The sequence below is a fragment of the Mesorhizobium sp. P171375 genome (assembly GCF_057786075.1).
In genome coordinates, this window is record NZ_JBYNWF010000001.1 from 1,608,729 (window position 1) to 1,622,873 (window position 14,145).

Below are 14,145 nucleotides of genomic sequence, written 5' to 3' on the forward strand. Positions count from 1 at the left end.
GTGCGCGCCTCGATCGAGGTTGCCGACGTCTTCCGTGCTGCCGGACCCGCTTACCGGGCCGCCCACGCAGGTCATCTGAGCCTGCAGCAGCTCAAGGTCATGTCGGCGATCGAGTATTGCCGCACCGCAGCCCTTGGCGGTCACGTCGAGGCTTGCGAGGACTGCGGCCAATGGCGGATCGCCTACAACTCCTGCCGCAACCGGCACTGCCCGAAGTGCCAGGGCGCGGCGGCGCGGACGTGGCTGGCCGAGCGCGAGGCCGACCTGCTGCCGGTCGGCTACTTCCATGTCGTGTTCACGCTGCCCGCCGAGGTCGCCGACATCGCGTTCCAGAACAAGGCGCTCGTCTACGACCTGCTGTTCAAGGCGGCAGCGGAGGCGATGCTGACGATCGCGGCGGATCCAAAGCATCTCGGCGCGCGCATCGGCATCACCGCCGTCCTTCACACTTGGGGCTCGGCGATGACGCTCCATCCGCATGTCCACATGATCGTGCCGGGCGGCGGCATCGCGCCGGACGGAAGCCGCTGGATATCTTCTCGGCCGGCCTTCCTGCTTCCGGTGCGCGTACTCGGCAAGCTGTTCCGACGGCTCTTCCTCACCCGGCTGGTCGCTCTGCACGACGCAGGACGGCTCGCCTTCTTCGGATTTATGGCGCACCTGTCCGCGCGGCAGGCATTCGTGCGGCACCTGTCGCCGGTCCGCAAGAAGCGCTGGGTGGTGTACGCCAAGGCGCCGTTCGCCGGGCCGGAGGCAGTGCTCGCCTATCTGTCCCGCTATACCCACCGGGTTGCGATCTCGAACCGCCGCCTCATCCGGTTCGATGAAGCAGGGGTCACGTTCCGCTACAAGGACTATCGTCGTGACGGCACCGATCGGCAGCAGGTCATGACACTCGCCACCGACGAGTTCATCCGCCGATTCCTGCTCCACATCCTGCCGCGCGGCTTCCACCGCATCCGTCACTACGGCCTGCTCGCCGGCGGCTCCCGCAAAGGCAGCCTCGCACGCGCCCGCGAACTGCTGAACGTTGCTGCGCCGTCGGAGGACGACAACTCGGTAGAACCGACTGACTTCCGTCCGCCATGCCGATGCTGCGGCGGAAGCATGATCATCATCGAGACGTTCGAACGGTGGCGACAGCCGCGCGGACCGCCGGACACCACCGCGACGAACCGGGAGAACTCTCCATGACCCGGCATGGCATGCTCCAGCGTTCAGCCGCAGGCGCCCAGCCTCCGGCAACGGACCCACGCGTGTCCATGGTGATCATCGACGCCGAACGGGTCGCGTCCGGCCGCGCGCCGAGCCGACAATACCGCGTGGCTGAAAGGCGAAGCGGTCCGTCCACATCAAAACCGACGCTTGCCGGCGGCGGTCGCGCCGTCGCCGACACCAGCCGCAAATCGAAATCCCCATAGCCATCGACTGTGGCCCACGGGTTCCTTCCTCGGGGACTTTCGTACGCCTGCCGGCGCCCGAAACTCTTCACGACAGCGGACTGGCAGCTTCAGGCTGCGGAATCTTCAAGAGCTGACATTCAGGTCGGCGCGGGCATCGTCGCGATCTGACCCAATCGCGACGCTCACGCCGGTCAGTGGTAACGTCCGGATTTGGCGCGCGATTCCGACCTCAGCGAACGAAGTTACACGCCATTCCAGTGTATGATTGCTTCGCCAAATTGGGTGTGCGCTGCAATAGCAGCCCGAGACACTCGCGCTTGCCGAAGGGGCTGTCGGCTCTGACGGGATTAGCGTAAGCTACAGGTAAGGGGGTGCACACATGCACCGTGTCATCGCCATAGCGATCGTGGTTCTCGCGGCCGTCTTCGGTTCCGCGCGGGCTGAGGTGCTGATCGGGGTCTCGGCTGCGATGACAGGACGGCTTGCCTGGATCGGCGAGCAGGGACAGCGCGGCGCGGAGATGGCGGTGGCCGACGTCAACGCGGCGGGCGGCGTGCTCGGCCAGAAGGTGAGGCTCATCTCGGTCGACGATTTCTGCGATCCCGAGCAAGCGGTCGCGGCCGCCCAGAAGCTGGTGGCTGACGGGGTGGTGCTCGTCGTCGGGCATTATTGCTCCGGGGCCTCGATCCCCGCATCAAAAGTGTACGAGGAGGCGGGCGTCGTTGAGATATCCCCAGGCTCGACCAATCCGCAGCTGACCGAACAGGGCCGTGCCAATGTCTTTCGCACCATTGGCCGCGACGACGCGCAAGGTTTCATCGCCGGCAACCACCTTGCCGATCGCTGGGGCGACAAGAAGATTGCAATCCTTCACGACAATTCGACCTATGGGAAGGGTCTCGCCGACGAGACCAGGAAGCAACTGAACAAACGGGGCGTGACTGAAGCTGTTTACGACGCTTACACGCCCGGGAAGGACGACTATTCAGCCGAGGTCGCTGCGTTGCAGACCGCTGGCGTCTCAGCCTTGTATGTGGGTGGGTATCATGCCGAGGTTGCGCTGATTGCTCGCGCTGCACACGACCGTGGCTACACGGTTCAGCTCATATCCGGAGATGCCTTGGCTACCGAGGAATTCGCCCTGATCGCAGGCTCAGCGGCGGAGGGAACCCTGTTCACCTTCCCGGCGGACCCGCGGCGAAATGCCGGCGCAGCCGCGATCGTGGAGCAGTTCCGTGCGGAGAACTTCGAGCCCGCGGGCTACACGCTGTTGAGCTACTGCGCGGTCCAGGTCTGGGCCCAGGCGGTCGCGAAGGCAGGTTCGCTGGAGCCGAAAGCGATCATCGCGACACTGCACGAACAGGAATTCGACACCGTCATGGGCCGGGTCGACTTCGACGACAAGGGCGACCTCACGAGGCAGAGCTGGGTTTGGTACGTCTGGCAAGGCGGGGAGTACGTGCCGGTTGAATAGGTTCGCCGAATGCCGGCGTGCCGCCTGAGACGTTAGTCTGATGCAGACCAGTGTGGCTGGATTGTTCCGACTCACCGCGATGCTTGAACGGCTCGGCATACGCGGCCGGCTGTTGCTCGCCTTTTTCGGGATCAGCGCCCTTGCGGTGCTGGCAACCGCTGCGGCGCTTTATGCCTTCCTCCAGGTCGGCGACGTCGTCGACCGAATTACCACGGATCGGGTGCCGTCGGCGCTGGCCTCCCTCCAGCTGTCGCGCCAGGCCGAACGGGTCGCTGCTGCCGCGCCATCGGTGCTGGCGGCGACAAGCAGGGCTCAGCACAGCGAGGTCTCGGCTGCCGTCGCGCTCGAGATGTCCCGCCTCGAGGCCCTGCGCACGGACCTCAGGGATGCCACGCTGGGCACAGTGCCTTTGGCTGAGATCGAGGAAGCCGCGGTTGTTCTGAGACGCAACCTGAAGGAGCTCGACTCTCTGGTTGTCGCCCGGCTCGATGTGGTCGCCCGCAAGGAGGAGCTCCTGAACAGCCTCGCCGCGACGACGACCGGAAGCCACCGCCTTCTGGCCACCGGCATCCTGGTGATGGATTCCAGGCTCCCGCAATGGCGGGCGGTCGCGGCTGATACGTCGCTGTCGCCCGATCGACGCGCAGCGGCAATGGCCGACCTGGTCCAGGCGATTGCGGCTTACATCCCCCAGCAGAAGGCGCTGCTGGAGATCTTGGCGGTCAACGACGCGCTGGTGAAGGCCGCGACCGCGCCAACGCGGGGCGACCTGGCGTTGATCCTGTTTCCGCTGCGCCGCTCGCTTGCCGCTGTGGAAACGGCTTCCTCGGAGATCGACGAAAAGCTGCAGGCCCGTTTCCGGCAGCGGGTGGACGAGTTCAAGGCACTAACCGATGGTGAGAACAGCATCCCGAAGGCACGGGAGGAGGAGCTTGCGGTCCTCGCGCAGGGCGAAAAGCTTCTGGCCGAAAACAATCGGCTGTCGCGCAGTCTCACAGCTGCCGTCGACCGTCTTGTCGCAGCAGCGGACCGCGAGATCGCTGCCTCCGGTCGCGAAGCCGCGCTCGTCCAGCGCTACGGCACCGGAGTTGTCCTCGGCTCCGCCTTTCTCAGCCTGTTGAGTTCGGTTCTGGTCGTCTGGCTCTATGTCGACCGCAGCCTTCTCGCCCGTCTGGGAGCGGTGAGCCAGGGTATGCTCGCGATCGCGGGCGGCGATCTTCGTGCGCCGCTGCCGGCCGCGGGCAGCGACGAAATCGGGCGCATGGCCGAGGCGCTGAGCCTCTTCCGGGATACCGCTGTCGAGGTCGAGGAAAAGAACTTGCGCGACGTTGCAGAAGCGCGTCAGCGGCTAGTCGATGCCATCGAAAGCATTTCCGAAGGTTTCGCTCTCTATGACAGAGAGGACCGGCTTGTCCTTAGCAACAGCCGCTACCGCGAACTGCTATACGCCGGTCTGGAGGCCGAGCTAACCCCTGGCATGGCGTTCGAGGAGATTATTCGCCGATCCGCCGAGCGCGGCTACATCAGGGATGCCGAGGGGCGGGTCGATGAGTGGGTTGCCGAGCGCCTGTGGCGGCACCGCAACCCTGACGAACCATGGGTGCAGCGGCGGGGCGACGGACGATGGATCATGATAAGCGAGCGGCGCATCAGCGCCGGCGGCACGGTCGCCGTCTATTCGGACATCACCGAGCTGAAGCAAAGGGAGGAGAACCTCGCCGAGAAGTCCACTGCCCTAGAGGCGCTTTCCAGCAAGCTGGCCAAATATTTGGCGCCCCAAGTGTACAGCTCGATATTCACCGGCCGCCAAGACGTTAGAATCGCCAGTCAGCGCAAGAAGCTGACCATATGCTTCTCCGACATCGCCGGCTTTACCGAGACCACCGACAAGATGGAGTCCGAGGATCTCACCCAACTCCTCAATCACTACCTGACGGAAATGTCGAAAATCGCCTCGGATCATGGTGCCACGATCGACAAGTATGTCGGCGACGCGATCCTGATGTTTTTCGGCGACCCTGAGACGCGCGGCGTCAAGGAGGACGCGCTGGCTTGCGTACAGATGGCGCTTGCCATGCAAAAGCGGATCAGCGAGCTTACCGAAGTCTGGCGGGACATGGGGATCGAAACACCGCTGCGCTGCCGCATCGGCATCCATACCGACTACTGCACCGTCGGCAACTTCGGCAGCGAGGACCGGATGGACTACACGATAATCGGCGGCGCCGTGAATCTCGCCTCGCGCCTGGAACAGGAGGCGGCACCGGGGGCCATCCTCATTTCCTACGAGACGTTTGCGCAAGTGAAGGACACGATCGATTGTGAGGAGATGGGGCACGTCCAGGTCAAGGGGATCGCCTATCCCGTCGCCACCTACCGCGTCATCGATCTGAAGGCCAATCTGGCGGGCGCTCGTCGTGCTGTTCGAACCGAACTGCCGCATTTCAGGCTGGAACTTGAACCGGAGCTTATGTCCCCTGACGAGCGTGGCGATGCCGCCACTGCACTTCGAGACGCGCTGGATCGGCTTTGTCACAAGCCCGGGTAGTAGGGCTTGGTCCACAACGACCCCTCCCAATGGACGCAAGGAGTGGGATGTGGGACGCCGCTCATGGGCGCTATAGATGCGAAGGCCGCAGAACGGTCGCGGTCAGTCTTCGAACTCGGGCGGAACGTCCGCATCGGAGCCGAGACTTAACATTCACGGCATCACTGGCAAGGTCCGGATATAGCGCATAGCTCCCGTTCTCCTCGCGCGAGGCATAGGTCCGCCATGAGGTCGGATCGTCATTCAGAGTGATTTGGTTTTGATCTTGGTGCTACGATCATCCGGCTCGAACGCGAAGACACCGCTCGGCCTGGTCTCAGCACCCTTTGCGTCGCCGAAATCCGGCACCTGATACTCCGCCAGCAACCGCAGTCTTGACAGCGGTAGGTCGTTGCGACGGGGATCGCCGACCAGCACCTCGATGCCGGCTGCCAGGCAGCGGTCGAGGAATGGGATAACCCGCAGGGCAACCTCGCGATCGTAGAACACGTCGCCTGCGAGCACGACGTCGACCGCCGGCGGCAGGCCCGTGGTGATATCCTGGTCGAGAATGGTGATCTCGACACCGTTGGCCGCCGCGTTGAGGCCGATTGCGGCAACGCCGTTGCGGTCGATCTCGGCCGCCATCACCGCGCTGGCGCCGGCCTTCGCGGCGGCGATGCCGACGAGGCCGGAGCCGGCGCCGAGATCGAGCACGCGGCGGCCGACCACGCTTTGCGGCTGGCTGAGTAGATAGCGCGCAAGTACCGCGCCGCCGGCCCAGGCATAGGCCCAGTAGGGTGGCTGCGGTTCGGGCGCATCGTCGTCCGGCTCGACCGCATCGTCGTCCGCGCTTTGATGCGGATCGACCAGCCGCCTCAGGCCACTTCCGGGATGAGCCGTATAGAGCTGGATTTCGGGAAGCGCGGGAACGGGCGCTAGCCGCAGGTTCGCCTTGATGAACGCTGCCGGGCCGGGACGTCGAACCACGTCCGCGATCCCGCCATCGCCAGGACCGTCCCGCAAATCATCCACTATTCCCGCAGCGCCCGGCGCAAAATCTTGCCCACCGGCGTCTTCGGCAGTTCGGTCCGGAACTCGATGTATTTCGGCCGCTTGTAGCCGGTCAGGTTCTCGCGGCAATAGGCGGTCAGTGCCTCGACGGTCAGCGCCGGGTCCTTCTTGACCACGAACAATTTTGGCACCTCGCCCGAATGCTCGTCCGGCACGCCGATTGCCGCCACTTCCAGCACGCCCGGATGCTGGGCGACGACTTCCTCGAGTTCGTTCGGATAGACGTTGAAGCCGGAGACCAGGATCATGTCTTTCTTGCGGTCGACGATCTTGGTGTAGCCGCGCTCGTCCATGAAGCCCATGTCGCCGGATTTGAAGAAACCGTCCTTGGTCATCACCTTGGCGGTCTCATCCGGCCGGTTCCAGTAACCGGCCATCACCTGCGGCCCGCGGATGCAGATCTCGCCGACCTCGCCCAGCGGCAGATTGTTGCCGTCATCGTCGCGGATGACGATTTCGGTCGAGGGCAGCGGCAGGCCGATCGTGCCGGTGAAATTGCTGTCGCTGAACCTGTTGGCGGTGGCCACGGGCGAGGTCTCCGACAGCCCATAGCCCTCGGTGATCGAGTTGCCGGTCAACGCCTTCCAGCGCTCGGCAACCCCCTTCTGCACCGCCATGCCGCCGCCCAGCGTCATGATCAGCGGTTTGAAGTCGAGCTTGCGGAAATCCTCATTGTTGAGCAGTGCGTTGAACAGCGTGTTGAGGCCCGGGAAAATGTGCATCGGGTATTTCTGCAGTTCCTTGACGAAGCCGGGTATGTCGCGCGGGTTGGGAACCAGCACGTTCTGGGCGCCCTGCTGCATACCCATCAGCGCGTTCACCGTCAGCGCGAAGATATGGTAGAGCGGCAGCGCGCAAATGAAGTTGAGATGCGCCGGCTTCGGCTTGATCGCGTAGGCGTCCTGCAGCCACAGCGTGTTCTGCGCCACATTGGACAGCACATTGGAGTGCAGCAGCACAGCACCTTTGGAAATCCCCGTGGTGCCGCCGGTATATTGCAGGAAGGCGACGTCGCTTGCTTCCATCTTGGCTGGCTTGAAGGCGATACCGGCGCCGGCCTTCACGGCTGCATTGAACTTGACATGGCCGGGCAGCGACCAGGACGGCACCATCTTCTTCACCCGCCGCACGACGAGGTTGACGATCGTCCCCTTGAGGCCGCCGAGCATGTCGCCCATTGCCGCGACCACTACATGCTTGACCGCCGTCCTGGCGATCACCGCGTCCAGGGTGCTGGCGAAATTCTCCAGAATGACGATCGCCTGCGCACCGGAATCCTTGAGCTGATGTTCGAGCTCGCGCGGCGTGTAGAGCGGATTGATGTTCACCACGACATAGCCGGCGCGAAGCACAGCCATCATCGCCACCGGATATTGCAGCACATTCGGCATCATCAGCGCCACGCGGGCGCCCTGCTGCAGACCCTTCGATTGCAGATAGGCGCCGAAGGCGGCCGATTGCCGCTCGAGTTCGGCATAGGAGATCGACTTGCCCATGCACACGAAAGCCGGCTGGCCGGAAAACTGTTTGCAGGCGCCGACCAGGAAGTCGCCGATGGAACTGTAGGGCAGGGCTCCAATCTCGGCCGGCATGGCTTTCGAATAGCTTTTGAGCCACGGCTTGTCCGGCAAGCCTGTGGCAAGCGCCGTCAGCGTCTTCGGCAGTTTTTTAGCGGGGCTCGGCGCCGGTTTTGAGGCCGGCTTTGCCGCCGCCGTTTTCGCTGCAGGGCTGGCGGCAGGCTTTGCAAAAGGTGCTGTCTTCGCGGCCGCGGGCTTGGTCGCAGGTTTCGCTGCCGGCTTGGCGCTTGCCTTCGCCGGCGCGCTGGCTGCCTTGGGCTTGGCGGCGGTCTTGGCCGGTGGCGCTTTCGGCTTGGCGGCAGCAGTGGCGGGTTTTGAAGCAGTTGCCGCTTTTGCTTTCGCCGGGGCCGTTGTCTTTGTTGCTTTTGCCACCTCTAGCCTCCCTCAGTCGTTCGTTGCCTGCTCCATGCTGCACCGCCTCGGCGTTGTGAGGCGTCCTCCGCTGCAGCGATGTCGCGTATTCCGGGAAATCCGGCGTGTCATCTATCTATTGCGACTATCGGCGGCCGTGCAAGTCTTGCCCCGACGGCAGGACGGCAAAGATTTGCCGTCAAAACCTGTCCCGCGCTGTGGCCTTAGGCACTAGCTTGTCGCGATGGCATGAGGGACCCCAGGCCCGTGGATCATTGTTCCAGCGATATCGGTCATCAATGAAAAAATGCGGTCGTTAACAATCCCGTGATTAGCAGATTTTGCTATTTATTTCTGAAATCGAGCAAAAGGCGAGAAATATTTTCTGCTTACGGTGGGGTAGGCAAACAAGGTGTTCCAAAGCCGGAAAAACGGTGCTTATATGCGCGCTTCGCGAGCCTGATAGAGGGGCTTGGAAGAACATCAGGGAGTGCTCAATGAAAAAGAAACTGACTTTTGCAGCCGCGTTGCTGGCTGCAAGCGTCCTCGGCGGCGTGGCCAATGCCAAGACGCTGGTCTACTGCTCGGAGGCCTCGCCGGCCAACTTCGACCCGGGTACCACGACGGGCGGCAACGACTTCGATGCCTCGTCGCGTACCGTCTATTCGCGCCTGGTCGAATTCAAGCATGGCGGCACCGAGATCGAGCCCGGTCTTGCCGACAAGTGGGAAATCTCCGACGACGGCCTGGTCTATACTTTCCACCTGCATCCGGGCGTGAAGTTCCAGACAACGGATTTCTTCAAGCCGACGCGTGACCTCAATGCAGACGACGTCGTCTTTTCCTTCGATCGCCAGTTCAACAAGGAAAACCCCTGGAACGGCGAAAAATACCTGCCGAACCTGACCTGGGACTACTACACCGGCATGGACATGCCGAAATACGTCGCCAAGTGGGAAAAGGTCGATGACCTGACCGTCAAGCTGACGCTGACCGAGCCGAACGCGCCGATGCTGGCCAATCTCGGCATGGACTTCGCCTCGATCGTGTCGAAGGAATATGCCGATCAGCTCGAGAAGGAAGGCAAGATGGCCGACTTCTCGACCAAGCCGATCGGCACCGGTCCATTCCAGTTCGTCGACTACCAGCTGGATTCGGTGATCCGCTATGCGGCCAACCCGGATTACTTCAAGGGCAAGGAAAAGATCGACGATCTCGTCTTCGCCATCACCCCTGACGCGACCGCCCGCATCCAGAAGGTGCTCGCCGGCGAATGCGACATCGCCCCCTATCCGAATCCTGCCGACATCGGCACGATCAAGGCCAACGCCGACGTGACCCTGATGGATCAGGCCGGCCTGAACATCGGCTATATGAGCTACAACACCACCATCCCGCCACTCGACAAGCCTGAAGTGCGCCACGCACTCAACCAGGCGATCGACCGGGCGTCGCTCATCAAGTCGCTGTTCCAGGACGCCGGCGCCACGCCGGCCGAAAACCTGATCCCGCCGACCATGTGGTCATGGGACAAGGACGTGAAGTCCGACGCCTATGATCCGGAAGCGGCCAAGAAGGTGCTGGCCGATGCCGGGCTGAAGGAGATCCAGCTCTGGGCCTCCGATCGCGTCCGTCCCTACAACCCGAACTTCCAGCGTGCCGCCGAGCTGATCCAGGCTGACTGGGCCAAGGTCGGCGTCAAGGCAGAGATCGTCAGCTACGAGTGGACGAAGTACCGCGAGGAGGGCAAGAAGAAGGAACGCCCCGGCGCCTTCCAGATCGGCTGGACCGGTGACAATGGCGATCCGGACAACTTCTTCGCCACGCTGTTCGCTTGCTCGGCCATCGGCGTGTCCAACTACTCCAGCTGGTGCGACAAGGACTTCGAGGACCTGATCCAGAAGGCCAAGAAGACCAGCGACCAGGCCGAACGCACCAAGCTCTATGAACAGGCGCAGGTTGTCTTTGCCAAGCAGGCTCCGGCCTTCCTCATGGCACACAGCCAGGTTTACGCAGTCGTGCGCAAGAATGTCAGCGGCTTCATGATGGACCCGCTCGGCATTCATCGCTTCGACGGCGTCGACAAGGCCGAATAGAACTGTTAGGCGGGCGGCGCGCAATCAGGCGCCGCCCCCTTTTCAAGATGCTCCGATATCTCCTCAACAAAATCGTCTTGGTGCTCCCGACGCTGATCGGCATCACCATCTGTGCCTTCGCTTTTGTCAGGCTGCTGCCCGGCGATCCCATCCTTGCCATGGCCGGCGAGCATGGCGTGTCGCCCGCGCGCTACGAAGAACTGAAGGAGCAGTTCGGCTACAATCTGCCGATCTGGCAGCAATATGCGCATTATGTCCGCGATGCCGCGACCGGTAATTTCGGCGTGTCGATCTCGTCCAAGCGCCCGGTCATCGAAGATTTCATGACGCTCTTCCCGGCAACCATCGAGCTCTCTGTCTTTGCCATGATCTTCGCCATGCTGCTGGGCATTCCCGCGGGCATCTTCGCCGCGGTCAAGCGCGGCTCCTGGTTCGACCAGGGGCTGATGGGCACAGCCCTTGTCGGCTATTCCATGCCGATCTTCTGGTGGGGCCTGCTGCTGATCATCTTTTTCTCCGGCTATCTCGGCTGGACCCCGGTTTCCGGCCGCATCGGCCTGCAGTTCTTCATAAAGCCGATCACCGGCTTCCTGACCCTCGACAGCCTGCTCTACGGCAAATGGGATGCTTTCCGCTCGGCATTGAGCCATCTGGTGCTGCCGACAATTGTGCTCGGCACCATCCCGCTCGCGGTGATCGCGCGCCAGACGCGCTCGGCCATGCTCGAAGTGCTGGGCGAGGACTATGTGCGGACCGCCCGCGCCAAGGGGCTGTCGTCGTCCCGCGTCATCGGCGTGCACGCGCTGCGCAATGCGCTCATCCCGGTGGTCACCACCATCGGCCTGCAGGTCAGTACGCTGCTCGCCGGCGCCATTCTCACCGAAACCATCTTCGCCTGGCCGGGCATCGGCAAGTGGATGGTCGATTCCATATCCAAGCGCGACTATGTCGTCGTGCAGTCGGGCTTGCTCTTGATCGCCCTTATCGTCATGGCCGTGAACCTGATCGTCGACGTGCTTTATGCCGTCATCAACCCGCGCATACGGGCGGCGTGATGAGCCAGTCGACCGAAATCGCCCCGATGGCCGCCGGCAGTCCTGATCGCCTGACCGGCTTCAGGACCTTCTGGCACTATTTCTCGGTGAACCGCGGCGCCGTCATCGGCCTGTTCGTCTTCATCCTGCTGGTGCTGGCAGCTCTGTTTGCGCCGCTGCTGGCGCCCTATGCGCCCGACATCCAGGACAAGACCGCTTTCTTGCGGCCGCCGGCATGGCAGGCGGGCGGCAGCGCGCAATATCTGCTTGGCACCGACGCGGTCGGCCGCGACATGCTCTCGCGCCTGCTCTATGGCGCGCGTTTCTCGCTGCTGATCGGCGCCGTCGTCGTCACGCTGGCACTTACCGGCGGCATCACGCTCGGCCTGCTGGCCGGCTATTTCCGCGGCTGGGTCGACGTGGCGATCATGCGCGTCATGGATTTGATCCTGTCCTTCCCGTCGCTGCTGCTGGCGCTGGTTCTGGTCACCATCCTCGGCCCCGGCCTGTTCAACGCCATGCTGGCCATTGCGCTTGTCCTGCAGCCGCATTTCGCGCGCCTGGTGCGCGCCGCTGTCATGGCCGAAAAGAGCCGCGAATATGTGGTTGCTGCCAAGGTTGCCGGCGCCGGACATATCCGGCTGATGCTGCGCACCATCCTGCCCAACTGCCTGGCGCCGCTGATCGTCCAGGGCACGCTGTCTTTCTCCAACGCCATCCTCGAGGCGGCCGCTCTCGGCTTCCTCGGCCTCGGCGCCCAGCCGCCGACGCCGGAATGGGGAACCATGCTCGCCTCGGCGCGTGAATTCATCCTGCGCGCCTGGTGGGTGGTGACGTTCCCTGGCCTCGCCATCCTCATCACCGTTCTGGCCATCAACCTGATCGGCGACGGCCTGCGCGATGCGCTCGATCCGAAGCTGAGGAGGTCGTGATGGCGCTGCTCAACATCCGCAATCTCGTCGTCGAGTTCCAGACCGCATCCGGCCCGTTCCGCGCGGTCGACGGCGTCTCGCTCCATGTCAACGAACGTGAAGTGCTGGCCATCGTCGGCGAATCCGGCTCCGGCAAGTCGGTGTCGATGCTGGCGGTGATGGGCCTGTTGCCGTGGACCGCGACGGTCACTGCCGACGAGATGAGCTTCAACGGCCGCGACCTCCTGAAGATGAGCCCGGCCGAGCGCCGCAAGATCGTCGGCAAGGACATGTCGATGATCTTCCAGGAGCCGATGGCCAGCCTCAATCCGTGCTTCACGGTCGGCTTCCAGATCGAGGAAGTGCTGCGCTTCCATATGGGCATGGACAAGGCCCAGCGCCGCGAGCGCGCCATCGAGTTGCTGACGCAGGTCGGCATTGCCGAGCCGGCGGAACGGCTGAACTCGTTCCCGCACCAGATGTCGGGCGGCCAGTGCCAGCGCGTCATGATCGCCATCGCCATTGCCTGCAATCCGAAGCTCCTGATCGCCGACGAGCCGACCACCGCCCTCGACGTCACCATCCAGAAGCAGATCCTCGATTTGCTGGTCTCGCTGCAGGTCAAATACGGCATGGGTCTGATCATGATCACCCACAATATGGGCGTGGTGGCCGAGACCGCCGACCGCGTCATCGTCCAGTACAAGGGCCGCAAGATGGAAGAGGCCGACGTGCTGTCGCTGTTTGAATCGCCGAAGAGCAATTACACCCGAGCGCTGTTGTCGGCGCTGCCGGACAACGCCGTCGGCGACAGGCTGCCGACCGTCTCAGACATGCTGTTCGAACCGGCCGCCGGAGTCGCCTGATGAGCATCAAGGTCGTCGAAGGCAAGAACATCAAGCGCGACTATCACGTCGGCGGCGGCCTGTTTCGCGGCGCGCGCACCGTGCATGCGGTCAAGGGCGTCTCGTTCAGCGTCGACAAGGGCAAGACGCTGGCCATCGTCGGTGAAAGCGGCTGCGGCAAGTCCACGCTGGCGCGCATCATCACGCTGATCGATCCGGCAACGTCGGGAGAACTGTTCATCGACGGCAACAAGGTCGACATCGCCAGGAGCGGGTTGACCAAGGAGATGCGCCGCAAGGTGCAGATCGTCTTCCAGAACCCTTACGGCTCTCTCAATCCGCGCCAGAAGATCGGCGATGTTCTGGGCGAACCGCTGCTGATCAACACCGACAAGCCGGCCGAAGAGCGGCGCGACCTCGCCATGAAGATGCTGAAGAAGGTTGGCCTTGGAACCGAGCACTACAACCGCTACCCGCATATGTTCTCCGGCGGCCAGCGCCAGCGCATCGCCATTGCCCGCGCGCTGATGCTGAACCCGAGCCTTCTGGTGCTCGACGAGCCGGTTTCCGCGCTCGATCTGTCGGTGCAGGCCCAGGTGCTCAATCTGCTCGCCGACCTGCAGGACGAATTCCAGCTGACCTACGTCTTCATCAGCCACGATCTGTCCGTCGTGCGCTACATCGCCGACGACGTGATGGTGATGTATTTCGGCGAGGCGGTCGAATACGGCTCCCGCGAAGAGGTCTTTGCCGACCCCAAGCACAGCTATACGAGGACGCTGTTCGCCGCGACGCCGCGCGCCGACGTCGCTTCGATCAAGGCCAGGCTGGCCAAGAAAAAGGCTGCCTGACC

Annotated in this window: 11 protein-coding genes; 9 read left to right on the forward strand and 2 right to left on the reverse strand. The window is 63.2% G+C overall.

Annotated elements, in window-relative coordinates; genetic code table 11:
- The 4 genes from ACYHH6_RS07855 (at window position 1) to ACYHH6_RS07870 (ending at window position 5,425) form a co-directional block, all read left to right on the forward strand.
- Window positions 1-1,194: an IS91 family transposase gene (locus ACYHH6_RS07855; RefSeq protein WP_352593664.1), complete on the forward strand. Its 1,194-nt coding sequence runs from the start codon at window positions 1-3 to the stop codon at window positions 1,192-1,194.
- Entirely contained in the window at window positions 1,191-1,421 is a 231-nt protein-coding gene (locus ACYHH6_RS07860; RefSeq protein ID WP_352593662.1) for a hypothetical protein, read from the forward strand. The genes ACYHH6_RS07855 and ACYHH6_RS07860 overlap by 4 nt, the downstream gene beginning before the upstream one ends.
- Before the next feature lie 361 nt (window positions 1,422-1,782).
- On the forward strand, window positions 1,783-2,877 hold the full coding sequence (locus ACYHH6_RS07865) for a branched-chain amino acid ABC transporter substrate-binding protein (RefSeq protein ID WP_112560666.1): 1,095 nt from the start codon (window positions 1,783-1,785) through the stop codon (window positions 2,875-2,877).
- Between the two features lie 79 nt (window positions 2,878-2,956).
- Window positions 2,957-5,425, forward strand: coding sequence for an adenylate/guanylate cyclase domain-containing protein (locus tag ACYHH6_RS07870; protein ID WP_352587383.1), 2,469 nt, complete (start codon window positions 2,957-2,959; stop codon window positions 5,423-5,425).
- 243 nt (window positions 5,426-5,668) lie between these two features.
- Here the strand turns inward: ACYHH6_RS07870 and ACYHH6_RS07875 are convergent, their stop codons facing one another.
- Together ACYHH6_RS07875 and ACYHH6_RS07880 are read right to left on the reverse strand one after the other, a co-directional pair.
- Window positions 5,669-6,394: a class I SAM-dependent methyltransferase gene (locus ACYHH6_RS07875; protein ID WP_352587023.1), complete on the reverse strand. Its 726-nt coding sequence runs from the start codon at window positions 6,392-6,394 to the stop codon at window positions 5,669-5,671.
- A gap of 44 nt (window positions 6,395-6,438) precedes the next feature.
- Complete coding sequence (locus ACYHH6_RS07880; protein ID WP_352587026.1) at window positions 6,439-8,427, reverse strand: long-chain fatty acid--CoA ligase; 1,989 nt, start codon at window positions 8,425-8,427, stop codon at window positions 6,439-6,441.
- Between the two features lie 476 nt (window positions 8,428-8,903).
- Between ACYHH6_RS07880 and ACYHH6_RS07885 the strand changes: the two genes are divergently transcribed.
- Genes ACYHH6_RS07885 through ACYHH6_RS07905 form a run of 5 tightly spaced genes read left to right on the forward strand, consistent with a single transcriptional unit; the run spans window position 8,904 to window position 14,143 of the window.
- Entirely contained in the window at window positions 8,904-10,502 is a 1,599-nt protein-coding gene (locus tag ACYHH6_RS07885; protein WP_352587029.1) for an ABC transporter substrate-binding protein, read from the forward strand.
- Window positions 10,503-10,549: 47 nt separating this feature from the next.
- On the forward strand, window positions 10,550-11,557 hold the full coding sequence (locus tag ACYHH6_RS07890; RefSeq protein WP_192249812.1) for an ABC transporter permease subunit: 1,008 nt from the start codon (window positions 10,550-10,552) through the stop codon (window positions 11,555-11,557).
- Window positions 11,558-11,583: 26 nt separating this feature from the next.
- Window positions 11,584-12,468, forward strand: a complete 885-nt coding sequence (locus ACYHH6_RS07895; RefSeq protein WP_352587386.1) for an ABC transporter permease subunit — start codon at window positions 11,584-11,586, stop codon at window positions 12,466-12,468.
- Entirely contained in the window at window positions 12,468-13,313 is an 846-nt protein-coding gene (locus ACYHH6_RS07900; protein ID WP_112560673.1) for an ABC transporter ATP-binding protein, read from the forward strand. The genes ACYHH6_RS07895 and ACYHH6_RS07900 overlap by 1 nt, the downstream gene beginning before the upstream one ends.
- Entirely contained in the window at window positions 13,313-14,143 is an 831-nt protein-coding gene (locus ACYHH6_RS07905; protein ID WP_352587033.1) for a dipeptide ABC transporter ATP-binding protein, read from the forward strand. The genes ACYHH6_RS07900 and ACYHH6_RS07905 overlap by 1 nt, the downstream gene beginning before the upstream one ends.
- The last annotated feature ends 2 nt before the right edge of the window (window positions 14,144-14,145 follow it).

Excerpts from the sequence above, each read along its gene's own strand:
- ACYHH6_RS07865 (WP_112560666.1), top strand. The coding sequence starts at position 1,783 with ATGCACCGTGTCATCGCCATAGCGATCGTGGTTCTCGCGGCCGTCTTC.
- ACYHH6_RS07890 (WP_192249812.1), top strand. The coding sequence starts at position 10,550 with ATGCTCCGATATCTCCTCAACAAAATCGTCTTGGTGCTCCCGACGCTG.
- ACYHH6_RS07885 (WP_352587029.1), top strand. The coding sequence starts at position 8,904 with ATGAAAAAGAAACTGACTTTTGCAGCCGCGTTGCTGGCTGCAAGCGTC.
- ACYHH6_RS07905 (WP_352587033.1), top strand. The coding sequence starts at position 13,313 with ATGAGCATCAAGGTCGTCGAAGGCAAGAACATCAAGCGCGACTATCAC.
- ACYHH6_RS07895 (WP_352587386.1), top strand. The coding sequence starts at position 11,584 with ATGGCCGCCGGCAGTCCTGATCGCCTGACCGGCTTCAGGACCTTCTGG.
- ACYHH6_RS07860 (WP_352593662.1), top strand. The coding sequence starts at position 1,191 with ATGACCCGGCATGGCATGCTCCAGCGTTCAGCCGCAGGCGCCCAGCCT.
- ACYHH6_RS07900 (WP_112560673.1), top strand. The coding sequence starts at position 12,468 with ATGGCGCTGCTCAACATCCGCAATCTCGTCGTCGAGTTCCAGACCGCA.
- ACYHH6_RS07870 (WP_352587383.1), top strand. The coding sequence starts at position 2,957 with ATGCTTGAACGGCTCGGCATACGCGGCCGGCTGTTGCTCGCCTTTTTC.